The 25816-nt window shown below is 42.6% G+C and carries 21 protein-coding genes; 7 read left to right on the forward strand and 14 right to left on the reverse strand.

Going from position 1 to position 25816, the window contains the following annotated elements; genetic code table 11:
- Positions 1-120 precede the first annotated feature (120 nt).
- Together F894_RS14910 and F894_RS07545 are read right to left on the reverse strand one after the other, a co-directional pair.
- The gene (locus F894_RS14910; protein ID WP_005246949.1) at positions 121-324 is read right to left on the reverse strand and encodes a hypothetical protein; all 204 of its coding nucleotides are present in this window, start codon (positions 322-324) and stop codon (positions 121-123) included.
- Positions 325-539: 215 nt separating this feature from the next.
- Positions 540-1532, reverse strand: a complete 993-nt coding sequence (locus F894_RS07545) for an NAD(P)H-quinone oxidoreductase (protein WP_005246950.1) — start codon at positions 1530-1532, stop codon at positions 540-542.
- A gap of 130 nt (positions 1533-1662) precedes the next feature.
- Between F894_RS07545 and F894_RS07550 the strand changes: the two genes are divergently transcribed.
- Positions 1663-2007 carry a thioredoxin family protein gene (locus F894_RS07550; protein ID WP_005107508.1) on the forward strand — a complete coding sequence of 115 codons (345 nt, stop codon included), beginning with the start codon at positions 1663-1665 and terminating at the stop codon, positions 2005-2007.
- Positions 2008-2076: 69 nt separating this feature from the next.
- On the opposite strand, the gene F894_RS07555 is transcribed toward F894_RS07550, so the two are convergent.
- From F894_RS07555 to cysD, 3 genes are all read right to left on the reverse strand, one after another.
- Positions 2077-2349, reverse strand: coding sequence for a hypothetical protein (locus F894_RS07555; RefSeq protein ID WP_005246951.1), 273 nt, complete (start codon positions 2347-2349; stop codon positions 2077-2079).
- Between the two features lie 145 nt (positions 2350-2494).
- Entirely contained in the window at positions 2495-4111 is a 1617-nt protein-coding gene (gene cysN, locus F894_RS07560; protein WP_004279461.1) for a sulfate adenylyltransferase subunit CysN, read from the reverse strand.
- 165 nt (positions 4112-4276) lie between these two features.
- Positions 4277-5191, reverse strand: a complete 915-nt coding sequence (cysD, locus tag F894_RS07565) for a sulfate adenylyltransferase subunit CysD (RefSeq protein ID WP_004730252.1) — start codon at positions 5189-5191, stop codon at positions 4277-4279.
- A gap of 323 nt (positions 5192-5514) precedes the next feature.
- On the opposite strand from cysD, the gene F894_RS07570 reads away from it, so the two are divergent.
- The 3 genes from F894_RS07570 (at position 5515) to F894_RS07580 (ending at position 8750) form a co-directional block, all read left to right on the forward strand.
- A complete protein-coding gene (locus F894_RS07570) occupies positions 5515-6057 on the forward strand; it encodes a hypothetical protein (RefSeq protein WP_005246952.1) in 543 nt (180 codons plus the stop codon).
- Positions 6058-6370: 313 nt separating this feature from the next.
- Positions 6371-7006: a YqiJ family protein gene (locus F894_RS07575; RefSeq protein ID WP_005246953.1), complete on the forward strand. Its 636-nt coding sequence runs from the start codon at positions 6371-6373 to the stop codon at positions 7004-7006.
- 37 nt (positions 7007-7043) lie between these two features.
- Positions 7044-8750, forward strand: coding sequence for a flotillin family protein (locus F894_RS07580; RefSeq protein ID WP_005246955.1), 1707 nt, complete (start codon positions 7044-7046; stop codon positions 8748-8750).
- A gap of 65 nt (positions 8751-8815) precedes the next feature.
- On the opposite strand, the gene sucD is transcribed toward F894_RS07580, so the two are convergent.
- From sucD to sdhC, 9 genes are all read right to left on the reverse strand, one after another.
- On the reverse strand, positions 8816-9706 hold the full coding sequence (gene sucD / locus F894_RS07585; RefSeq protein ID WP_004646291.1) for a succinate--CoA ligase subunit alpha: 891 nt from the start codon (positions 9704-9706) through the stop codon (positions 8816-8818).
- A 12-nt stretch (positions 9707-9718) separates the two neighbouring features.
- On the reverse strand, positions 9719-10885 hold the full coding sequence (gene sucC, locus F894_RS07590) for an ADP-forming succinate--CoA ligase subunit beta (protein ID WP_004646290.1): 1167 nt from the start codon (positions 10883-10885) through the stop codon (positions 9719-9721).
- A gap of 170 nt (positions 10886-11055) precedes the next feature.
- Entirely contained in the window at positions 11056-12486 is a 1431-nt protein-coding gene (gene lpdA / locus F894_RS07595; protein WP_004279436.1) for a dihydrolipoyl dehydrogenase, read from the reverse strand.
- Between the two features lie 61 nt (positions 12487-12547).
- Positions 12548-13762, reverse strand: coding sequence for a 2-oxoglutarate dehydrogenase complex dihydrolipoyllysine-residue succinyltransferase (gene odhB, locus F894_RS07600; protein WP_005246957.1), 1215 nt, complete (start codon positions 13760-13762; stop codon positions 12548-12550).
- 18 nt (positions 13763-13780) lie between these two features.
- Positions 13781-16603 carry a 2-oxoglutarate dehydrogenase E1 component gene (locus F894_RS07605; protein ID WP_004279434.1) on the reverse strand — a complete coding sequence of 941 codons (2823 nt, stop codon included), beginning with the start codon at positions 16601-16603 and terminating at the stop codon, positions 13781-13783.
- 822 nt (positions 16604-17425) lie between these two features.
- Positions 17426-18136 (reverse strand): succinate dehydrogenase iron-sulfur subunit, encoded by a 711-nt coding sequence (locus tag F894_RS07610; RefSeq protein WP_004279433.1) that lies wholly within the window; start codon positions 18134-18136, stop codon positions 17426-17428.
- A gap of 14 nt (positions 18137-18150) precedes the next feature.
- The gene (locus F894_RS07615; RefSeq protein WP_004646289.1) at positions 18151-20049 is read right to left on the reverse strand and encodes an FAD-binding protein; all 1899 of its coding nucleotides are present in this window, start codon (positions 20047-20049) and stop codon (positions 18151-18153) included.
- A 12-nt stretch (positions 20050-20061) separates the two neighbouring features.
- A complete protein-coding gene (gene sdhD, locus F894_RS07620; protein ID WP_004279431.1) occupies positions 20062-20427 on the reverse strand; it encodes a succinate dehydrogenase, hydrophobic membrane anchor protein in 366 nt (121 codons plus the stop codon).
- Positions 20427-20825 carry a succinate dehydrogenase, cytochrome b556 subunit gene (gene sdhC / locus F894_RS07625; RefSeq protein WP_004279430.1) on the reverse strand — a complete coding sequence of 133 codons (399 nt, stop codon included), beginning with the start codon at positions 20823-20825 and terminating at the stop codon, positions 20427-20429. Before sdhC ends, sdhD begins: the two co-directional genes overlap by 1 nt.
- Before the next feature lie 1005 nt (positions 20826-21830).
- Between sdhC and gltA the strand changes: the two genes are divergently transcribed.
- From gltA to F894_RS07640, 3 genes are all read left to right on the forward strand, one after another.
- Positions 21831-23105: a citrate synthase gene (gene gltA / locus F894_RS07630; RefSeq protein ID WP_004279429.1), complete on the forward strand. Its 1275-nt coding sequence runs from the start codon at positions 21831-21833 to the stop codon at positions 23103-23105.
- A 156-nt stretch (positions 23106-23261) separates the two neighbouring features.
- Complete coding sequence (locus F894_RS07635) at positions 23262-23765, forward strand: hypothetical protein (protein WP_005246958.1); 504 nt, start codon at positions 23262-23264, stop codon at positions 23763-23765.
- Positions 23766-24138: 373 nt separating this feature from the next.
- Positions 24139-25764 (forward strand): NAD+ synthase, encoded by a 1626-nt coding sequence (locus tag F894_RS07640; RefSeq protein WP_005246959.1) that lies wholly within the window; start codon positions 24139-24141, stop codon positions 25762-25764.
- The last annotated feature ends 52 nt before the right edge of the window (positions 25765-25816 follow it).

A 25816-nucleotide genomic window follows, 5' to 3' on the forward strand; every position in this document is an offset into this window, starting at 1 on the left:
TTATCGCTAGATGTTGAATGATTATACTGAATGCCGATCAATGAATAATATTAGGACAAAGTCTAAGATATTTTTTTGCATCAGATCTTGACCCTTTATTCACCCTAAAAATACAAGATCTTATTTGGATTTTCTGGATGCTTTCTTGCTTGAATAACGATTTTGTATTGTTAATCTTTCTATATAACGCTCCAGATGCAGCATCGCCCGATACATTTTATGTAACTCTACCCAGCTGATGGTTCCGCGAATAATCATTTTATGAATACGTCGTAATGCTCTTAAACTATGTTTTGAACTATATGCTGTTGAAATAATTTTCATCTTATTTTCCCTCTCACATTCATGTGAATGTTTAACCATTTGGTCGGAATTATCTATACATGCAATTTACGTGTCATAATTGACAGGTTGTGTCGAACAGTTAACATTTTTTAATTTTTATTCAAGATTTTATATATTTATTTGTAATAATATTTTACTTAAAATTAAAAAAAGCCAGTAAAATTACTGGCTTTTTTTGAATCACTTATCTCGTATTAAATAATTTCAACTACAACTTTACCCACATGCTCTCCAGTATCCATTGTGGCATGGGCATCCTGAATCTGATCGAACTTAAACGTTTTATAGATCATCGGGAGACATTCGCCTTTTGCCCACAATGGTGCAATCTGCTCTTTCAGGCCTTGTGCAATTTCCGCTTTTTCAGCCGTGCTGCGTGCACGCATGGTCGAACCGGTAATGGTCAGACGTTTCATCATGATCTGACCCAGTTTGACTTCTTTGGCCTTGGCACCACCCAAGAAAGCGATATAGACCAGACATCCATCACGGCGCAACAAATTCAAATTACGCTCTAAATATGGTGCACCGACCATATCTAAAATGACATCGACACCACCATTGTCAGTGGCTTCATTAATAACTTGCTCAAAGTCCTGAGTTTTATAATTAATAGCCGTGGTTAAATCAGAAATAGCCGCAACTTTTTCATCTGAACCGACAGTTGCAAAAGTTTTGATTCCGAGTGATTTACACAACATTAAAGCAGTCGTACCAATCCCGCTCGTTCCACCATGTACCAGTACAGTTTCCCCTGCTTTGGCCTTACCCATCTGGAACACGTTCGCCCATACAGTAAAGAAAGTTTCAGGAATGGCCGCTGCCTGTACAAAACTTACGCCTTCAGGAATATTCAAGGTCTGGCTTTCAGGTATGACGCAATATTCCGCATAACCGCCACCATTGGTCAAACCACAGACTTGATCACCAACTTTAAACTGACTTACATCACTACCAATCGCAACCACCTCACCTGCCACTTCCAGGCCAGGAACTGGCGTTACCCCTTTCGGCATCGGATATAAGCCTTGACGCTGCAGGATATCTGGACGGTTAATACCAAAGGCATGAACTTTCACCAGAACTTCATCTGCTTTAGGTTCAGGTAAAGTCACCGTTTCATAAGCGAGTTTATCGACACCACCTGGTTCTGTAATAATGACTTGCTGCATGGTTTGTTGCGACATGATTTCTTTCCCTAATCTATGCATTTCATATATCTTGGACTTATTTGAACATAGTTAGCATGAGGAATGAAGCTACATCGGACTTATGTATAATCGGGGGACTATTCAGGAAATTGATAATAGGCCAACCATGACCCAAGTGATCGAATATAACGAAAACAATTACAGTGATTTTGAGTGGTTTGAAGGTTTTGCCGTGATTCGCTTTTATGCAGACTGGTGCAAGCCCTGTGTTCAGAATTTTCCGATCTTTGCCGAACTGGCGACATACTATGCTGAGGTAAATCCTGAAGTTAAATTTGGCAAGATCAATGTGGATCAGTCTCCGATTTTAACCTTGCGCTATAATGCCTATGGTTTGCCTTCTACGCTTATTTTTAGAAATGGAGAAATTATTAAAAGGATTGCAGGCGTGAAAAGTTTAACCGAAATGAAAGCAATTCTGGCCTTAGTCCTCAATGATTCTTATGAATAATTACCCATGTGAAGCCAAATCTAACAAAAATATTTTTTTTAGCTCACTATCTAAATACGGAGCCTTTAGTTAACTACGCCCTTTATATTCCTTTACCATTCGATCACTCACATCTTCCGGATAACACAGCGGCGCATATCCGCCTGCACGATTATAAGCACTACGCTTACCACAACGACTACCATTACTTGCAGTATTGTAAGGACACGGACAATTTCCCGGATAATTCTCAATCGACTGCTGGATTATTTTTTGCTTGATTGCTTCAACGCTTTGGCTGCTCTGTTTGGCTTCAGCTCCAAAAGCCACACACCAGCCAGCCAGCAATATTAATTTTTTCATATATTCCCCAAATCTAGGGAGTATTGTATTAATTGACTAGTAAATTGAAAGATCACATTTTGACTAATCGAATGATTTTCATGCAATCAAAATTTAGGCAATAAAAAACCCGCTTTTCAGCGGGTTTCTTCAAATCAGTCCAGTCTTAAAGACGAACCAATTCCACAATCTTCTCAGCAAGTTCTTCAACTGTATCTACGGTTAAAGTCGTGTCTGTACCTTCAGCAGCATCGGTAATCACAACCACACCAGTTTCACGAACCAGTGCAACCTGCTCCGCATTCAAACCTGCTTTAGCAATAGCAACGATCCCTTGCTGAATCAGCAAGCTTTCTAGCGCCTGAGCATTTTCCAAAGCTTTACCAGATACAGTCACCGCAGCAGGTTTTTGGCCCAAACGTGCCGCACGTGCTTCTGCAGTGACAGGCTCATCGTGTGCAGACCATTCAACTGATTCTTCCACCATACCAGCACCAATCGTCACGTTATTCAAACGATCGATGAAGATAAACGAACCGGTGAAACGGCTGTCTTGATAACGGTCAAAGACCACTGGTGCATCAAATTCAACAGTCACATTGGCGATTGCATTTAGCTCAAGTTTATCCACCTGAACTTTTTCCAATGTGTTAACGTTGGTACGGTAATGAATTGCCGTTACTTTTGCCGGAACGGTTTGCGTACCAATCTTGATGTTGTACAGCTTACCCAGTACAAGTGGTTGATCTGCCATCCACACAACAGTCGCTTGAACTGAACGGGAAATATTTGGAACAGCTTGATCCGCACGAATTAACACGTTACCACGTGAAATATCAATTTCATCGTTAAGCGTTAAAGTCACTGCCTGACCTGCAACTGCATGCTCAAGATTGCCATCAAAAGTGACAATTTCTTTGACAGTCGATGATTTACCAGAAGGTAATGCTGTTACGGTATCGCCAACATTGATATCGCCAAGTGCGATCGTACCGCAGAAACCACGGAAGTCGAGGTTTGGACGGTTCACGTATTGCACAGGGAAACGGAAATCCTGCTTCGCTGAACTACGGTTAATTTCCACCGATTCAAGTGTACCCATCAGCGTTTCACCAGTGTACCATGGCGTATTGGCTGACTTGTTCACCACGTTATCGCCATTCAATGCAGAAATAGGCGTAAAGATGATATTGCTTGGTTTACGGTCGCCCAATTGTGCAACGAATGCCGCATATTCAGCCTGGATTTCATTGAAACGCGTTTCAGAGAATTCCACCAAGTCCATCTTATTGATTGCAACAATGATGTTCTTGATCCCGAGCAAACTCGCAATAAAGGTATGACGACGCGTCTGGGTTTGCACGCCATAACGCGCATCAATCAAAATGATCGCAAGGTCACAAGTCGACGCACCTGTCGCCATGTTACGGGTGTACTGTTCATGTCCCGGCGTATCCGCGATGATGAACTTACGCTTTTCTGTCGAGAAATAACGATAGGCCACATCAATGGTAATGCCTTGCTCACGCTCTGCTTGTAAACCATCAACCAGAAGTGCCAAGTCAGGTGCATCACCTGTCGTACCGACTTTTTTCGAGTCACGGGTCACAGCCTGTAATTGATCTTCATAAATCAATTTTGAATCGTACAGCAGACGACCGATTAACGTCGATTTACCATCGTCCACGTTACCGCAAGTCAGGAAACGCAACAGGTCTTTATTTTCATGTTGTTTCAGATAGCCCAAGATATCTTGGCTGATTAAATCAGATTGATGAGACATCGCTCAAAGCTCCACATATTCTTTAGAAATCGGTTGTTTTGAATCTTTTTTTAATCTCCCTAAATCCCTCTTTAATAAAGAGGGACTTTATCTCCGTTCTGATTTAGGAGTTCCCCCTCTTTTTAAAGAGGTGAGCAGCATTGCTGCGCAAGGGGGGAGATTAAATTAGAAGTAGCCTTCCTGCTTCTTCTTCTCCATCGAGCCTGCTTCATCATGGTCAATCATACGACCTTGACGCTCAGAACTGGTTGCCAGCAACATTTCCTGAATAATTTCCGGCAAGGTATTGGCTGTAGATTCCACAGCACCTGTTAATGGATAACAACCCAAAGTACGGAAACGTACCGATTTCATTTGTGGAACTTCACCTTCTTTTAAAGGCATACGTTCATCATCAACCATAATAAGTGTGCCACTACGTTCAACCACAGGACGTTCTGCAGCCAAATAAAGCGGTACCAATGGAATACTTTCCAAATAGATGTATTGCCAGATATCCAGCTCAGTCCAGTTAGATAACGGGAATACACGGATACTTTCGCCTTTATTCACTTTACCGTTATAAAGATTCCAAAGTTCTGGACGCTGGTTTTTCGGATCCCAGCGATGTTTCGAATCACGGAATGAATAAACACGCTCTTTGGCACGTGATTTTTCTTCATCACGGCGCGCGCCACCAAAAGCAGCATCAAAACCGTATTTATCCAGAGCCTGTTTTAAGCCCTGAGTTTTCATGATGTCGGTATATTTAGAACTACCATGGTCGAACGGGTTAATACCTGCCTCAACCCCTTCTTTATTCTGATGCACGATCAAATCGAAACCATGGGTTTTCGCCATGTTATCCCGGAAAGTGATCATGTCTTTAAACTTCCAGCCTGTATCGACATGTAATAATGGAAATGGAAGTTTTGCTGGGTAGAACGCTTTTAGCGCAAGATGCAGCATGACCGCCGAATCTTTACCAATCGAATACAGCATGACCGGATTTTCAAACTCGGCAGCAACTTCGCGGATGATATGAATACTCTCAGCTTCAAGCTGTTTGAGATGAGTAAGTCTTTCCTCATTTAACGACATGGACAACACCAGCTTAGAAAAACGTGTACTTATGACACTTTTGAAAATTTATATTCATTATAGTGATTTACTTATCCTATTCATTGCTTGTTTTATGATATTGATATATCAAAAGCTCATATAAAAATTCATCAATAATGAATATCAGTTTTTATGAATCAATGATTTGCACAATTCAAGCGAGAATATTGTGTGGTATAGGTATATATTAACCTGTCGCTAAACCAATAAAATCCTAGGAAAATAATCTAAAGTAGTGGTTCTCAAATAGTTAAAAAATTACTAGAGTAAGACCCAATTCTCCCTAGTGATATACTTCGTTTATGCCCTATAGCGCTTTTGATCTCACCACTGTAAAAACCCGTCTGGAACAGGCCCAGCTTGCTGGTTATATTTATCAGCACCAGCAAAATATTTTGGTCTTGCAAGAACCTTTCAGTGATGATGGCAAGCCTTTAAATATCTATCTGCAACACGAGCTGACCGCGGATCAAATCGGATTACAGTTTGGTCTGCGTTTGCAAGAAGGTCATTGGGAATTTCTAATCGGCGTTACTTATAGCAACCAGAACGCAGCTTACGAAATCGGTGCTGGCAACCTCAAAGGTGATCAAAAAGCCTTTAACTTATTATATGCCTTTTATAATTATCCTAAAGCGTTCTATCTGGTGGCATTACCTTTGACAACCAACAGCCAGATTTTGGAGCAAACCTTGCAAGAGCAGCTTTTCAAGCAGCCTGATCTGAATTTCCTGAATACTGCAGTCAAGGTCAATCCTATGGGCGAACAGGTCAAATGGATGCAACACTATATTCTGCAACAGACTTTAGATATGAAAGTCCGGATTCAGACTGCCCTGCTTTAGGCTTGAACAGAAAAATTTAGAGATACTCAGGTCGATGTATCTCTATATCTTTCTCAGGCAAGCACACACAGAGTACTGTCCTATTCAGAATTCCTATTGCCGATATGGCATCACTTGCTCAAACATCCATTTAACTTATAGTTTATTATTAATTTTAATAGTTCAATAATTATTAAATAATCAATATATTCAATCCTTGTTTATAAGGTTTTTTGTTATTTTTTTGCATACAAAATCAGCAATTACTGTTATCATTATATCAATAAAAACTTTCAGACACTTTTCCTAAAAACATAATTATAGAGATAAAGAAATGTGGGAACTGTTTACGCATCCATCAAATATCGTATTTAGTATTAGCCTGAGCCTAATGCTGATGTTTGCTGCTCTAGAATGTATTCTATTGCTGCTCGGCGGCGGCTCTCAGCATATCTTCGAACAGTTTTTACCTGAAGATTCTCTGCAACCGGAAATAAGTCCGGATCAGTCTCCCGGTGTTTTCAGCAAAGTATTTGACTGGTTATATCTGGGGCGTCTGCCTTTATTTATCTGGCTAATCATTTTTCTGACCAGTTATGGGTTAAGCGGTTTATTGATTCAGGGAATATTTGAACGCCTGACCAGCCAGCTGTTTAATGTCTGGCTGATTTCTCCGGCCTGCCTGTTTCTGTGTATGCCTGTGGTGCGCTTTCTTGCCATGGCCGCCAGTAAACTCCTGCCCCAAGATGAAACCTCTGCGATTCATAGTGATGAACTCATCGGACGTACCGCGACCATTATTCTCGGAGATGCCAAAATGAATTCTCCAGCACAAGCCAAAGTCCGGGATCAACATGGCCAGACCCATTATGTGCTGGTTGAACCAGAAAACAATCAAATTTTAAATCAAGGTCAGAATGTAGTTCTAACCCACAAAACCAAGAACGGCTTTCAAGCCATTGCACTTTAATTTTATTTAGCTAGCACTCAATTGAGACTTTATAACAATGTTAACATTTGATTTATATAATATTTCAATTATTGCGGGAATTATTTTTGTAGCACTGGTGACCTTCGGTCTCATCATTGCACGTTTATACCGTCGTTCAAGCAAGGAAATTTCCTTTGTACGTACCGGTTGGGGTGGAGAAAAAGTGATTTTAGGTGGAGGCGCAATCGTGCTTCCGGTGTTACATGAAATCATTCCAGTAAATATGAATACCCTACGTCTTGAAGTCCGCCGTGCTGATGATCAGGCACTGATTACCCGTGACCGTATGCGAGTCGATGTCATGGCCGAATTCTATGTCCGAGTCAAACCTACCGCAGATTCAATTGCCACCGCAGCACAAACCCTTGGTCAAAAAACCATGTCACCGAATGAACTAAAAAATCTGGTGGAAGGTAAGTTCGTTGATTCACTGCGCGCAGTGGCTGCAGAAATGGCCATGGAAGAACTGCATGAAAAACGCGTCGATTTCGTACAAAAAGTACAGCAAGTCGTTTCGGAAGATTTACATAAAAATGGTCTGGAGCTTGAAACGGTTTCCCTAACCGGACTGGATCAGACCGGATTTAAATACTTCAACCCGCAAAATGCATTTGATGCTGAAGGTCTGACCAAGCTCACTGAAACCATTGAAGATCGTCGCCGCAAGCGTAACCACATTGAACAGGATACCGATCTGGCGATCAAAACCAAAAATCTGGAAGCTGAACAGGCGCGCCTGCAAATTATTCGTGAAGAAGAATATGCCAAGCTGCAACAAGAACGTGAAATTGCCATTCGCCGTGCTGAACAGCTGGCTGAAATTGCCGCTCAGGAAGCCGGCAAAAAACGTGAAGCAGAAGAAGCACAAATTGCCGCTGAACGAGAAGTCGAACTCAAGCGTATTTTGGCCGCCCGTGATGTCGAAAATGAAAATATTCAAAAGGCTCAGCTGATTCAAAAAGCACAGGTCGAGCAAAAGAAAACCATTGAACTCGCTGAACAGGACCGCGCCATTGCCATTGCGGAAAAATCACGTGCTGAATCTGAAGCTAAAGCCCAAGCCGATCAGGCGCGTGCACAAGCGGTAAAAGCGGAAGAAGAAGTCATCACCGTACGTCAAATCCAGCAAGCAGAGCGTCAAAAGGCAGTTGAGCTGGTCGCAGCCAAAGAACATGCTGAAAAAGATGCAATTGCCATTACAGTTGCCGCTGAAGCTGGCAAACAAGCGGCAGCAGATGATGCAGAAGCAGTGCGGATTGCGGCTGAGGCGGAAGCAGAAAAAGTCCGCCTTAAAGCCAAGGGCGAAGCGGATGCGAAAATTCTATTGGCTCAGGCAATGGAGAAACAGTATCAGGTGGATGCTGAAGGTACACGTGCGGTCAATGAAGCCAATAACGTCCTGTCACCTGAACAGGTCGAAATGCAGATTCGTCTGGCCGTGCTGAAATACTTGCCTGAAATTATCAGAGAAAGTGTCAAGCCAATGGAGAATATTGATGATATCAAGATTCTCCAGGTGAATGGCCTACATGGCGGTCATGCCGGTGCCTGTCAGGCAGATGCCCATCATGAGAATAGTAATGTTGCTCTTTCAGATCAGGTGGTGAATAGCGCCCTGCGTTATCGTAGCCAGGCACCGCTCATTGACAGCCTGATGAGTGAGCTCGGTATTCAGGGTGGAGATATTAATGGGATGACCCAAAGCCTTAAAGCTAAAACTTAAAAATAGACTGAGATATAAAAAAGCTCCCATCTGGGAGCTTTTTTATTAAAGGTCTAATGTGAATATCAAACTAAACCTTTATCTTTTAATACTTGCAGCATGGTTGAACCAAGTTCGGCTGGACTACGTGTATACGCCATACCCGCACGCTCAAAGGCAGCAAACTTTTCTTCTGCTGTGCCCTTACCACCTGAAATAATCGCACCTGCGTGACCCATACGTTTGCCTTTAGGTGCAGTCACACCCGCAATATAACCAACAACTGGCTTAGTCACATTCGATTGAATATATTCCGCAGCTTCTTCTTCCGCAGTACCGCCAATCTCACCAATCATAATGATAGCTTCAGTTTGTGGATCTTCCTGGAACAGTTTCAAGCAGTCAATCTGGTTCATGCCCGGAATCGGGTCACCACCAATCCCGATACAGGTCGACTGACCTAAACCGAGTTTTGTAGTTTGCGCCACAGCCTCATAAGTCAATGTGCCTGAACGCGAGATAATCCCGATTTTACCCGGCTGATGAATATGTCCCGGCATGATCCCGATCTTACATTCACCTGGCGTAATAATACCCGGACAGTTTGGTCCGATGAGACGTGTGCCATTACCATTGGTTTCCAGATAACGCTTGGCTTTAAGCATGTCGATGGTCGGTACACCTTCAGTGATCACCACAATTAACTCAATGCCAGAATCAACCGCTTCAACAATAGAATCCAGTACAAAGGGGGCCGGAACATAAATCACCGAAGCATCTGCACCTGTTTCTTTCACCGCTTCACGCATGGTATTAAATACAGGCAATTCTAGATGGGTTTGACCACCTTTACCTGGGGTTACACCACCCACAACTTTGGTACCATAGGCCAAAGCCTGTTCAGAATGGAATGTACCGTTTTTACCTGTAAAGCCCTGTACCAATACTTTAGTGTCTTTATTAACTAATACGCTCATGTTAGATACTCCTTAAGCTTTTACAGCAGCAACGATTTTTTCTGCAGCGTCAGCAAGACCGTCTGCAGAAATCAATTTCAAACCTGATTCATCCAGTAATTTCGCGCCCAGTTCCGCATTGTTGCCTTCAAGGCGAACAACCACTGGAACAGTCACATTTACTTCCTGAACCGCTGCAATAATTGCTTCAGCAATCATGTCACAACGTACAATTCCACCAAAAATATTGATTAATACGCCCTGTACAGAGCTATCTGCAAGGATAATTTTGAAGGCTTCAATCACGCGCTCTTTGGTTGCACCACCACCAACATCCAGGAAGTTGGCTGGTTGACCGCCATAAAGCTTAATAATATCCATGGTTGCCATGGCAAGACCGGCACCATTGACCATACAACCAATGTTACCCTCTAAAGCCACATAGTTCAGATCAAACTCAGACGCTTTTAACTCACGTTCATTTTCTTGAGACTTATCACGTAGTGCCGCCACTTCAGGCAAACGGTACAGCGCATTTGAATCAATTCCGATTTTGGCATCAACACACAGAATGTCGCCATTTTCACGCACAGACAACGGATTGATTTCGAAAAGTGCAAAATCATTCTCTATAAATGCCTGATAAGCAGCCGTCATGACTTTAACAAACTGATTAATTTGTCCATCTTTGAGTTTAAGTGCAAAAGCAACTTCACGCGCCTGAAATGGCATTAGACCGACTAAAGGATTAACTTCAACTTTAATAATTTTTTCAGGGGTTTCTTCGGCCACTTTCTCAATTTCAACACCGCCCTCAGTTGATGCCATAAAAGTGATGCGGCGAGTCGAGCGATCTACAACAGCGCCCAAGTACAGCTCGCGCTCAACCGGATAAACATCTTCCGAGACTAAAATGCTATTGACTGGCTGACCATTGGCATCCGTTTGATAAGTCACCAAGCGTGAACCAATAATCTGGTTGGCATATTCAGCAGCCTCGGCAGCCGATTTCACCACTTTTACCCCACCAGCCTTACCCCGGCCACCCGCATGCACCTGTGCTTTCAATACTGCGAACTTTCCACCCAGCTGCTCGAAAGCATGCACCGTTTCATCGGCATTGGTGGCAAGTATTCCTTCCTGCACAGGCATACCATATTTTTTTAATAGCGCTTTTGCTTGATACTCATGTAAATTCATTGAATAACCTTTTATTACTTCTTTGCCTTGTTATAACCCACTAGCACCCAGACGTCCGTCAAAGCAGCACCAGCATTTCTTAAAATCGTTATCTTTATTTTTAGATGATTGTTCCAATAAAAACAACCATGAAATGTAAAAAGAGCGACCTAAGTCGCTCTTTTTTCGAATTACTTACGCTTACGTTGGATCGCGTGAATCGCACGCCCATCAACTGCAAGTGCAGCTTCATGTACCACTTCAGAGAATGTCGGGTGACCGAAAGTCATCAACTGAAGATCTTCAACTGAAGATACAAACTCAAGCGCGATCATACCTTGGTGAACGATATCAGACGCAGCAGGTCCAATCACGTGCATACCGAGTAAACGATCCGTTTTTGCATCAGCAACAAACTTCACGAAACCGGCACCTTCACCCGCAGCTAAGGCACGACCGTTCACAGCAAAACCGAATTGACCCGTTTTAACTTCGTGACCTTTTTCAGTCGCTTGCTGTTCTGTTAAACCTACCCACGCCGCTTCCGGATGTGTGTAAATTACAGAAATAATGGTGTCATAGTTCACTTGTGCAGCATGACCGTGAATACGCTCAACCGCCATTACGCCTTCTTCCATTGCTTTATGCGCAAGCATTGGACCACGTACCAAGTCACCAATTGCGTATACGCCTTCAACTGAAGTTGCACACCAATCGTTGACTTCAACCAAACCGCGTTCAGTCAATTTAATGCCTGAATCATCAGCCAATAAACCTTCAGCATATGCGCGACGACCGACACAAACGATCAATTTATCGAAAGTTTCAGTTTTGTCTTCACCAGCTTGGTTATATTTAACCGTTACTTCACGACCATTGATTTCAGTACCTGCAACTTTTGCACCGATACGGATATCCATACCTTGCTTAGTCAACAGTTTTTGGAAGTCTTTTGCCAATGCTTTATCAGCCATTGGTAAGAATGCATCCATTGCTTCAAATACAACAACTTCAGCACCAAGACGACGCCATACAGAACCAAGCTCAAGACCGATCACGCCCGCACCAATTACACCTAAACGCTTAGGTACTTCTGGGAATTCAAGCGCGCCAGTAGAATCAACAATTAAGTCTTGATCTACAGGAGCCACTGGAATATTTACTGGTACAGAACCCGTCGCAAGAATCACATATTTAGGCTCTAAAACTTGAGTTTCACCTTCGTGAGAAACAAATTCTACTTTTTTACCTGCAAGCAGTTTACCCGTGCCTTTTAACCACTCGATGCCATTACCTTTAAGTAACTGATCGATACCGCCAGTCAATTGATCTACAACTTTGTCTTTACGAGCCAGCATTTTAGAAAGATCGAATTTAACTTCACCAGTCGTAATACCATGGTCATCTAGATGTTGAACTGTATCTTCATAACGATGTGAAGAATCAAGTAAAGCTTTAGACGGGATACAACCGACGTTTAAGCAAGTACCCCCTAAAGATGGTTTACCTTTATGAATACGTTTTTCGATACACGCAACTTTAAAACCAAGTTGAGCTGCACGAATTGCTGCTTCGTAGCCGCCCGGGCCACCACCAATTACGACTAAATCGAATTGAGACATGTTTATCTCCAAAAATGGGCCTAGAGTTTTTTCCCTAAGCCCATAAATATATTCTTAAAAATTAAAGATCAAGGATAAGACGCGCTGGCTCTTCTAACAATTCTTTGATTGTTACAAGGAAACCAACTGCTTCTTTACCATCGATTAAACGGTGGTCATAAGACAGTGCAAGGTACATCATTGGCAAGATTTCTACTTGACCATTCACCGCCATCGGACGTTCCTGGATTTTGTGCATACCCAGAATCGCAGTTTGTGGCGTATTTAGAATTGGTGTAGAAAGCAATGAACCGAAAGTACCACCATTAGTAATGGTGAATGTACCGCCAGTCATATCTTCGATACCCAGTTTACCGTCACGTGCCTTGCCAGCATATGCACGGATGCCATTTTCAACTTCAGCATAGTTCATGCGGTCTGTATCACGAAGAACAGGAACCACTAGACCACGCTCAGATGAAACTGCAACACCGATGTCGTAGTAACCGTGATACACGATGTCATCGCCATCAATTGAAGCATTTACCGCTGGATAGCGTTTAAGTGCTTCAGTTGCTGCTTTAACGAAGAATGACATGAAGCCAAGACGCGCACCATGACGCTTCTCGAATACATCTTTGTATTGAGCACGCATTTCCATGATTGGTTTCATGTTCACTTCGTTGAACGTGGTCAACATTGCAGTTTCTTGAGTCGCTGCAAGTAAACGTTCAGCAACACGCTTACGAAGGCGAGTCATAGGAACACGTTTTTCGATACGCTCGCCCACTGCAACGCTTAATGGTTGCGCTGCAGGTGCTGCCGGTTTCGCTTGATGATTTGCCACATCTTCTTTCGTGATGCGACCGCCACGGCCTGTACCTGCAACGTCAGCAGCTGCAACACCAGATTCAGTCAATGCTTTACGCACTGCTGGAGCCTGATCCTGTACTTGTTGACGTTCAACGATCGGTGCATTACCCGCTTCAGTTTGCGCAGCAGCTTGTTCAACTTTCTCTTCAGACTGAACTGCTTGAGTTTGTGTAGCGCCAGAAACAGCACCTTCTTCAAACTGTGCAATGACTTCAGCTGAAAGAACAGTATCGCCTTCACCTTTAATAATAGATGCAAGTGTACCGTCTGCAGGAGCAACAACTTCTAAAACAACTTTATCAGTCTCAATATCGCAGATCACTTCATCACGTGACACTGCTTCACCTGGTTGTTTGTGCCAAGTTGCGATCGTACCGTCCGCAACTGACTCTGGGAATACCGGTGCTTTAATTTCGGTTGCCATTACTTAGAATCTCCTGGATTATTCAGCGTCGATCGCAAGCGCGTCGTTGATGAGCTGAGCTTGTTGTTTTGCATGCAAATATGGTGAACCACATGCCGGTGCAGCAGAAGCTTCACGGCCTGCATAGCTAATACGTACTTGTTTACCCGCTTTCATCACGTCGTCATATAGACGCGGTGCGATGAACAACCAAGCGCCTTGGTTCTTCGGTTCTTCTTGCGCCCAAACAAGTTCTTTAACGTTTGGATATTGCGCAAGCACTTCTGCCAGGCGTTTTTCTGGGTATGGATATAATTGTTCAATACGTACAATTGCAGTGTTGTTCAATTCTTTTTCACGACGTTTTTCAACTAGGTCGTAATACACCTTACCACCACACAGAACCAGACGGGTTACATCTGACTTGTTGATGTTGTCTACTTCATCAATCACGGTTTGGAATGTACCGTTTGCAAGCTCTTCAAGGCTAGATACAGCAAGCTTGTGACGAAGTAAAGATTTCGGCGAAGTAACAATCAATGGCTTACGGATTGGACGAATCGCTTGACGACGTAATGCGTGGAAAATCTGCGCAGGCGTAGTCGGTGTGATGACTTGCATGTTGTCTTCAGCACATAGCTGCAAGAAACGTTCCAAACGTGCAGATGAATGTTCTGGACCTTGACCTTCAAAACCGTGTGGAAGAAGCATAGTTAAGCCACATACACGCTCCCATTTGGTTTCACCAGATGAGATGAACTGGTCAATGACAACCTGTGCACAGTTTGCGAAGTCACCGAATTGTGCTTCCCAGATGATCAAACTCTTAGGAAGAGTCGTCGCATAACCATATTCAAATGCCAATACAGCCATTTCTGACAACAAAGAGTCATAGATTGCAGTACGCGGCTGGTTTTCTTTCAGGTTACACAGTGGAAGATAAGTTGAACCATCTACCTGATTATGCAGTTTTGCATGACGGTGTGAGAAAGTACCACGACCTACGTCTTCACCCGTTAAACGAAGCAAGTAACCATCATCTAGTACAGTTGCATACGCCAGAGTTTCAGCAGCACCCCAGTTCAGAGGCATTTCACCCGTTTGCATTTTCAGACGGTCATCAATTACTTTTGCAACTTGACGCTGCATCACGAAGCCTTCAGGAAGCTCACGCATTTTCTTGCCAAGCTCTTTTAGACGTTCGATTGGGAAAGTTGTATCCCACTCGTCTGTGTACTCATGACCTAAGTAAGGAGTCCAATCCACAAACATTTTTTTGTTTGGTTCAAGTACCAGTGCATTGGCAACGTGATTACCCGCTTCCAGGTCTGCACGGTAGTTTTCAACCATTTGATCTGCACTTGCGCGATCAAGAACACCCTGTTGTACCAATTGATCCGCATAAAGCGTACGCGTAGTCGCTTTCTTGTTAATCACTTGATACATCATTGGTTGAGTTGCAGCTGGCTCATCCGCTTCGTTATGACCACGACGACGGTAGCAGAACATGTCAATCACAACGTCTTTACGGAAGGTATGACGGAAGTCATGTGCCAATTGTGAAATGAACACCACAGCTTCAGGATCATCACCATTCACATGGAAGATTGGTGCCTGAATCATTTTTGCGATGTCAGTACAGTATTCTGTAGAACGTGCGTCACGTGGATCAGACGTCGTGAAACCAACCTGGTTGTTAATTACAATGTGCACTGTACCACCCACGGTATAACCGCGAGTTTGTGACATCTGGAAAGTTTCCTGGTTAACGCCCTGACCTGCAAATGCAGCATCACCGTGTACGATTAGTGGCAATACGTCATCGCCGCCAATGTCTTTACGACGTACTTGACGTGCACGTACTGAACCTTCAACCACAGGGCCAACGATTTCAAGGTGTGACGGGTTAAACGCCAATGCCAAGTGAACTTCGCCACCTGGAGTCATCACGTTTGAAGAGAAGCCCTGGTGATACTTAACGTCACCAGAACCTTTCTTGTGAATAGACTTACCTTCGAACTCACCAAACAGGTCAGCCGGGTTCTTACCCATGATGTTAACAAGAAGGTTTAAACGGCCGCGGTGAGGCATACCGATCACAACTTCTTTACAGCCTACAGAACCTGCACGCTGAATAATTTCGTTGACCATCGGGATGAATGCTTCACCACCTTCAACGCCGAAACGTTTGGCACCAACGAATTTATTACCAAGATATTTTTCTAGGCCTTCAGCCGCAGTTAAACGCTCAAGGACATGTTTCTTTTGATCAGCATTGAAGCCATATTGACCGCGTGCACTTTCTAGACGTTGTTGAATCCAACGTTTTTCTTTGGTGTCCACGATGTGCATGTATTCAGCACCGATTGAACCACAGTAAGTGGCTTCCATTGACTGAACCATTTCAGCCAAAGTCGCTTCTTCTTTACCGATCGCCAGGTTACCAGTATTGAATACTGTGTCTAAGTCAGACTGAGTCAAACCATGCGCAGCAAGATCTAGATCAGGCACAACTTCACGCTTCGCCAAACCTAATGGATCCAGTTTTGCTTTCTGGTGGCCACGGTTACGGTACGCAGCAATCAGCTGTAGCACGCCAATTTGACGACGTTCATGCTCTGAGCTGACTGTCGACTGAACAATAGGCTGAATACGGCTTGAATTGCGACCTAAAAGTAGGAATTGCTCACGTACATTACTGTGTGGTTGATCACCTTTTGGGAATTTATCGAAGTACGCTCTCCAGTCAGCACCCACTGAGTCTGGAGCAGTCAGATACTGCTCATAAAGTTCTTCAATATACGCTGCACTATCAGCGGAAAGTTCAGTGTCAAGACGCAGAGCGTCAGCAACTTCTTGCATTTGTGGACCCATTTCCTATTGCAAAAACATTTTCAGGATGCTTTTTAAGCAAAACCCAGGATTATTAGCATCAAATTGGTAATATGATACTAGTCCCCCATAAGGCATAAGCCATGAGGCGTTATCACCACACCAAGAAAATCTTGATATGTTTAATGAACAATAACGCCCCTCAGCGGCATCATCACTCATTGAATACCCGATCGAAACCGGGCAATTTTTTGCAAATCGACTTAGAAAAAAGCAAGCATTAACAAAGATTTTTTCTAAAGCGACTCGGGTCTACCTTTTATATACCAGTCCCTGATTATGCAGTGTTTAAAAAATGTACCTGGCGTGGCATTTTTTAAACATAGTCATGGGCTAAATGCTAACATGTTCTCAACTTTTCAATTGATTTTTTTGACACATACCTTCCATAAATTGGCTAAATACAGTTCAGATATTTTACTCTAATATATGGTGCTTTATCTCAAAAATAGATTCAATGTAGACTTAAGTCCTAAGCATTTCCGATAAATAAAAAGAGAGCAAACCTTTCAATCCACTCCCCCCTTAAATTTCCGTTATATAATAACATCGTTCTTGCTATTTTTCAGGTCAGTTTTACATCTAAAAATCATAAATACCCAAAATAATCACATGTTCTTCTTATATGGCACTCAAAGCCATTACCCTTTTCCTGACTGTTTCACTCAACTTTATACATTTTAAGTATAGTATCTTTATTTTTATCCTATGATTTTTTAATTTTTCCAATAGTTTGCATAAAAAAAGCACACCTGAAGGTGTGCTTTTTTCTAAACTGCAAAGAGCAGCCTATTAGCCTGCCATATCTAAAAGCATATTACGGATGTGACCGATTGCTTTAGTTGGGTTCAAGCCTTTAGGACATACAGATACACAGTTCATAATGCCTTTACAACGGAACAATGAGAACGGGTCGTCTAGACGAGCCAAACGCTCTTGTGTTCCCGTATCACGCGAGTCAATGATGAAGCGGTAAGCATTCAACAATGCTGAAGGACCCAAGAACTTGTCTGGGTTCCACCAGAATGACGGGCATGAAGTTGAACAGCATGCACATAGAATACATTCATATAGACCATCAAGATGCTCACGCTCTTCAGGAGACTGTAAACGTTCCTTAGGAGGCGCAGGCTGGTTGTTGATCAAGAATGGATGGATCTTGTTGTACTGATCATAGAACTGGTTCATGTCAACCACCAGATCTTTCACTACAGGAAGACCAGGCAATGGACGAACAGTAATTTCATTTGGTAAATCGTTCAGGTTCCAAAGACACGCCAAACCGTTTTTACCATTGATGTTCACGCCATCAGAACCACAAATACCTTCACGACATGAACGACGGAACGTTAAAGTCTCGTCCTGTACTTTCAATGCAAGAAGTGCGTCAAGCAACATACGGTGCTTATCAGTCAGTTCAAGCTTGAAAGTTTGCATGTACGGTGCTTTATCCTTGTCAGGATCGTAGCGGTAGATATGAAATGTACGAGTACCTCTACTCATCTGAATTCTCCTGATTAGAATGTACGTGGTTTAGGTGGAATCGCGTCAACCGACAATGGACGGTAACGAACTGGCTTGTACTCTAGACGGTTATCCGCAGAGAACCATAAAGTGTGCTTCATCCACTCATCATCACGACGACCATATGGGTATTCAGCATGGTCTGGAGACTCTTCAAAGTCTACAACCGTATGTGCACCACGGCATTCTTTACGAGCAGCAGCTGAAATAAGCGTTGCTTTCGCAACTTCATACAAGTTTTCAACTTCAAGCGCTTCAATACGTGCAGTGTTGAATACTTTAGATTTGTCTTTCAAGTGAATATTGCGTACGCGCGGTTCAATTGCAAGAATCTGCTTCACACCTTCGTCCAGAAGCGCAGATGTACGGAATACACCAGCGTGGTCTTGAACGATGTCACGGATTGCATCAGCAACGTCTTGAGCATTCTCACCTGTAGTCGATTCGTCAAGTTTACGAATACGTTCAACAGTTTCTTGAAGCACAGTTGTTGGAAGTGGCTCATATTCGCCATCGTGCTGTTTAGTCACATATTCAATGATATGTTGACCAGCAGCCTTACCAAATACAACCAAGTCAAGCAATGAGTTCGTACCTAGACGGTTCGCACCGTGTACAGATACACATGAACATTCACCGATTGCATAGAAGCCTTTTACTGGCTTAGCAAAGTCACGACCTTCGGCATTTGTAGAGTAAACGTCGGTGTCTTTATTGTAGTTAGCAACAAGCGCTTCAGTTTCACGAGACTCAGGAACAACCACTTGACCATGAATATTCGTTGGAATACCACCCATTTGGTAATGAATTGTTGGTACTACAGGAATTGGCTCTTTAGTGATGTCAACGTTCGCGAATTTCTTGCCAATCTCGAATACAGATGGAAGACGTTTCATGATCGTGTCAGCACCCAAGTGCGTCATATCAAGCAGGATGTAATCGCCTTTAGGACCACAACCACGACCTTCTTTGATCTCTTGGTCCATAGAACGTGATACGAAGTCACGTGGCGCCAAGTCTTTCAAAGTTGGTGCATAACGTTCCATGAACGGTTCGCCGTCTTTGTTACGAAGGATTGCACCTTCACCACGACAACCTTCAGTCAACAATACGCCTGCGCCCGCAACACCCGTTGGGTGGAATTGCCAGAATTCCATATCTTGTAATGGAATACCTGCACGAGCAGCCATACCAAGACCGTCACCAGTGTTGATATAAGCATTTGTAGATGCACGGTACACACGACCAGCACCACCAGTAGCGAACAAAGTCGCTTTTGCTTGGAATACTGCAATTTTACCAGTTTCCTGATCAATTGCTGTAACACCAAGAACGTCGCCTTTTTCGTTACGGATCAGGTCAAGCGCAATCCATTCAACGAAGAATTGAGTGCCCATTTTCACGTTGCTTTGATAAAGCGTGTGAAGAAGTGCGTGACCGGTACGATCGGCAGCAGCGCATGCACGTGGCACAGCTTTTTCACCGTAGTTTGCTGAGTGACCACCGAATGGACGCTGGTAAATTGTACCGTCAGCATTACGGTCAAATGGCATACCTAGATGTTCAAGTTCATAAACCACTTGAGGCGCTTCACGAGTCATGAACTCGATTGCGTCTTGGTCACCTAACCAGTCCGAACCTTTTACAGTGTCGTAGAAGTGGTAGTGCCAGTTATCTTCTTGCATGTTACCAAGAGATGCACCAATACCACCCTGCGCTGCAACAGTGTGCGAACGAGTTGGGAATACTTTAGTCAGAACCGCAACTTTCAAACCAGCTTGAGCAAGTTGGTAAGACGCACGCATACCTGAACCACCACCACCAACGATGACAGCATCGAAAGTTTCGTGCGGAATATTTGTGTAATCTTCTTTAGGGTTTATAGCGCCCATGATTGTTTCCTATCAATTCGCCCAAAAAATCTGGATCGCCCAGATTGCATATGCAAGTACAGCAATGATTACTGCTGAAGTCAGTACAAGGCGTAAACCTGAAGCTGAAGGACCCATTTGACGAGTAGTCACATAATCCGTGAATACCTGCCACATGCCGATCCATGCGTGTGCAACAAGAGATAAGACCGCCAACAAAGACATGATCTTCATTGGAACTGTCATCATAAAGCCGTACCACTGTTCAAAGTTGAAACCACCATTCAGTAGAATCCAACCCAGTACAACAACGGTATAAACAGCTAGAACTACAGCACTGACACGTTGGAGAAACCAATCGCGAGAACCTGAACCTGTTAAACCAGTAGCGCTTTTCATTAGAGTACGATCCATACAAATGCTGCAACAATACCGATTGCAGACAAGATTAATGCGATAGTAGATGCAACACGGCCACTTTCTAGTTCTTCAGCAACGCCAATGTCAGCAAGTAAATGCTTAACACCCGCAATAAAGTGAAAAATCATGCCGGCGACAAATACCCATACAATAAAGCGAACAATGAAACCGTTAAAGATTTCTTGAACTTGCGCAAAACCTTCAGGCGAAGACAATGACTTGTCTAAAATCCATAGAAGGACCGGTACGAGTAAGAATACGATAACACCTGAAAGACGGTGTAGAATTGATGCAATAGCCACGGGTGATTTTAAGTTTACTTCTAAAACTTGACCCATGGACAAATTGACAGGTCTGTTGCTTTTCACAGCGGGCATCCTGTAAGTAAAAACTCCATCCGGAGTTTGTTGGAATTAATTCGAAGGAAAGCTGGCATTCTCAGGCAAATACATGCCTAAAATCAAAACGACACTGAATTATAAAACGTGAACTATTAAAATACAAACGGCTGAATTTGGCTTTTTGGATAAAAAACCATTAAATAAGAATCATTAACAACAATAAGTCAGACTTTATATATTATTCCACCCTTTCAATTCCTATCTATATGATTGTTTTTAAATAATTAAGATGATTAATTTACTCGGTTTTCAGCCTACAGGATCATGTTTGAGTTTTAGACTAAAGATGCACAGTTCCATCACAAATATTATTTAAATCTCTTTTTAATTCAGATTTAAATCAAGTGTCTAGATTTAACAGACCAATTGCCCCAATTCATCAGCAGCGCAGTGATTCAGATAACCTGATGTTAAATAGCGACTTAGTACACCACACGATGGGTTTTTCAATCGATTTGAAGCATTTAGATTCAAAAAATCATTCATTTATTTTTATACTGCTTACCTTTGCTGCAAAACTGGCCATTTATTAAGCTACTTTTTAATCAATTGAACCATATTCAAAATTCAATTAATTGCTTTTATTTATAATTCTACCTGTTAAATTCAGCTTGGCAAAAACGATGTAAGTTATGAGATTTATATAGTTTTAAGCATGCTCACCTTAATCTTTCACTATTTTCGCCCGCATTTCTTGCTAGGAAAAAACGCTTACAAATGCCCCAGGCAGTCTATTTTTTTCTGCACCTCTGCATCAATTTGACTTATTATAGAGGTTTGATGCTGTGATTTTACTGAACTTTTTATACTGAGCGAATGTGACTAAACTGCTGTGCGGCCGTCATTTTTCATCCATAAGTATAATTGACAAAATTTCAGTACTCACTAATCTTATAGCAAATTTTTGATCCGTCCGTTTTGTGCATTAAAAGATTGATAGACAAAGCGGATATACATTCACCAGGACAGGAGATCTATTGAATGTCTGAAGCAACTGGCAAGAAAGCCGTTTTACAGCTTGATGGCAAAGAAATTGAACTACCAATTTACAGCGGCACATTGGGCCCAGATGTAATCGACGTTAAAGATGTGTTGGCTGCAGGTCACTTTACTTTTGATCCTGGTTTTATGGCGACAGCTGCGTGCGAGTCTAAAATCACGTTCATCGATGGCAACAAAGGTGTACTTTTACACCGTGGCTACCCAATCGATCAATTGGCGACTAAAGCTGATTACCTGGAAACTTGCTATTTATTGTTAAATGGCGAACTTCCAACTGCTGAGCAAAAAGAAGAATTTGACGCTAAAGTACGTAACCATACGATGGTTCACGATCAAGTTAGCCGTTTCTACAATGGTTTCCGTCGTGATGCGCATCCTATGGCGATCATGGTAGGTGTGGTTGGTGCGTTGTCTGCGTTCTATCATAACAACCTTGACATCGAAGATGTGAACCACCGTGAAATCACTGCGATTCGTTTAATCGCGAAGATTCCTACGCTAGCGGCTTGGAGCTACAAGTACACCATCGGTCAACCATTCGTTTACCCACGTAACGACCTTGGTTATGCAGAAAACTTCCTGCACATGATGTTTGCTACGCCTGCAGATCGTGATTACAAAGTTGATCCGATTCTTGCAAAAGCAATGGACCGTATCTTCACGCTTCATGCTGACCACGAACAAAATGCATCTACGTCTACAGTACGTTTAGCTGGTTCTACTGGTGCTAACCCGTATGCATGTATCGCTGCTGGTATCTCTGCACTTTGGGGCCCTGCTCACGGCGGCGCGAACGAAGCTGTTCTTAAGATGCTTGACGAAATCGGCACTGTAGAAAACGTTGCTGGCTTCATGGAAAAAGTGAAAACTAAAGAAGTTAAACTGATGGGCTTCGGTCACCGAGTTTACAAAAACTTCGATCCACGTGCGAAAGTAATGAAAGAAACTTGTGACGAAGTTCTTGGTGCACTTGGTATCAATGATCCACAGCTTGCATTGGCTATGGAACTTGAACGTATCGCACTTTCTGACGAATACTTCATCAAGCGTAACCTTTACCCGAACGTAGACTTCTACTCAGGTATCATCCTTAAAGCGATTGGTATCCCGACTGAAATGTTTACTGTGATCTTCGCGCTTGCACGTACTGTTGGCTGGATCAGCCACTGGTTAGAAATGCACAGCGGTCCTTACAAGATCGGTCGTCCTCGTCAACTTTACACTGGCGAAGTTCAACGCGATATCGTTCGTTAATTCGAACCGCGTCGAAAGACTTAAAAAAACCACCCTCTTGGGTGGTTTTTTTAGTGCTGACAAAAGCCTACAAAAAATTGACCTGAAACGTTTTAAAATGAATATATCAAAATCATATTCACGGATTAAGTCACCTAAAAACAGGACGTATATTGAATGCTGTTGTATTTTCTGCCCTTTATTTTGAGACTGGTTCATTTTGAACAGTTTAAGTGCCGTAGTTTAACGTCTGGTGAAATCAAAATTTCCCAACAAGTATTTGGCAACCTGATCGATTATTCCCGCGTTAAAATCATGAATCACCCCTACCTGCCTTGGCAATCCAAACATGTCATTATGGCGCCCAGTGGCTACATCCATGTACGCAATTTAAATTATCGGGAAGATTATTCATGCGAGAGTTTATCTTATCAGGCGCTATTTATTCATGAGATGGCGCATATTTATCAACATCAATGCCGCATCAATGTGCTTTTAAAAGGGGCATTTTTACAAAGTGCTTATTTTCTCAGCTTGGGAAAATATAATCCGTACAAATATCAATTTAATCCCAACAAATCATTTTCAACTTACAATATTGAACAGCAAGGCGATATTGCCCGGGATATTTTTCTAAAAAAAATTCCGAATATTATTTTAAATCCACCAATAAACAGATGATATTTAATCAGTTTAATTCCAAACTATATAGATAAGGCATATTTTAAAAACCCAAATTTCGATTTCAGTCTTTAAATCTACATAAGCTTAGATGCATAAAAAATCAGCATATTTTCTAATTTTATATAATAACTTTTTTCACTCAATGCCTGTTCTACTAAATCAACTCTAGCTTATCGATAAAATTTCGATAAAATAAGCCGGTATGATTATTTTGCATCGCACATTAAGATTCAATGATCATGCGATAAAAAGTTTTTTTATTTAAGCCATTTGGCATTTTATGAATATCGAAGTGCACTCAACTGAATAATTAGAATTATAAAAATCAGTAATTTAGTGTATCAACCTATAGGAATAGGATTTACTTGGAATGAAAAGTTTTAAAATTGCGATTGCTCAATTCTCTCCACATGTGGGCAATCTGGATGCAAATACGCAAAAAATGATTGATCTCGCCAATCAGGCTAAAAAAGATAAAGCGGATCTGATTATCTTTCCTGAACTTTCAACATTGGGCTATCCTGCAGAAGACTTGTTAATTCGCCCGAGTCTAGTGAAACGCACCAAAGCAGCTTTTGAAAAACTGACTGAAGTAAAAGATATTGTTATGGTCTTTGGTTTTGTTAATCAAACTGAAGATGGTCAGCGTTATAACTCGGCTGCTGTCATGAAAGATGGCGAAGTACTGGGTGTTTATAACAAGCAAGTATTGCCAAACTATGGCGTATTTGATGAAAAGCGTTATTTTGGCGAAGGTCATCAGCATCTGGTTTTCGAGTATCTTGGACATAAATTTGGCTTACTAATCTGTGAAGATGTCTGGTCTTTAGCCACTGTTCAGCAACTGGCAAAATTGAATATCGACACTGCTTTGGTACTGAATGCCTCGCCATATGAAGTGGGTAAACCACAACATCGCATTGAAACCATGGCGGCCTTGGTCAAACAGCTGAATATCAACCTGGTGTACTGTAACCAAGTCGGTGGGCAGGATGATCTGATCTTTGACGGTACCAGTTTTGTGCTCAACAAATCTGGCGAGGTGGCTTTACAGGCACCAACTTTTCAGGAAAATCTAGCAATTGCAGAATTTAATGCTGAACAGCTGCAATTCAGCAAAGGCGCAATTGCACCTGCTTTAGACACCATGGCTGAGATTTATCAAAGCCTGGTCATGGCCACACGTGATTATGTACAGCGTTCTGGCTTCCCAGGTGTGATTCTGGGCCTGTCTGGCGGGATTGACTCTGCCCTGACCTTGGCGATTGCTGTAGATGCGCTTGGTGCAGATAAAGTTCAAGCTGTGATGATGCCATATACTTATACCGCACAAATCAGTGTCGAAGATGCAGCGGCTCAAGCCAAAAATATGGGCGTGACTTTCGGTATTGCCGAAATCAATCCTGTGGTAAGCGGCTTTATGCAGGTGCTGTTCCCATTCTTTGGTAATGTTCCAGTCGATGCCACCGAAGAAAACCTGCAAGCACGTTCACGGGGCACCTTATTGATGGCCCTATCTAACAAATTCGGTAATCTGGTGCTGGCAACCGGTAATAAGTCTGAACTAGCTGTCGGTTATTGCACCCTGTATGGCGATATGGTCGGTGGTTATGCAGTTCTGAAAGATGTGTATAAAACCATTGTGTTTGAACTGGCGAAATATCGTAACAGCATTTCAGAAACTCCAGTGATTCCGGAACGTGTGATTACCCGCCCACCTTCAGCAGAACTGCGTCCAGATCAGGTCGATCAAGACTCTTTACCTGCCTATGACATTCTAGATGCGATCTTGTACTCTTATATTGAAGAAGATATGAGTCAAGACGATATCATTGCCAAAGGCTTTGATGCTGAAGTCGTGAAAAAAGTGATTCGTCTGGTTGATATCAATGAGTACAAGCGCCGCCAAGGTGCCATTGGGCCACGTATCAGTTCACGTTCTTATGGCCGTGAGCGTCGTTATCCAATCGTCAATGGATGGAAAGCAGGTAGCTAAATTCTGCTCTCAATGATGTAAATCAGAATCGTCCAAGTGAATGCTTGGGCGA

Origin of the sequence: Acinetobacter sp. CIP 51.11 (assembly GCF_000369665.1) — a bacterium.
GTDB classification, from domain to species: Bacteria; Pseudomonadota; Gammaproteobacteria; order Pseudomonadales; family Moraxellaceae; genus Acinetobacter; species Acinetobacter lwoffii_S.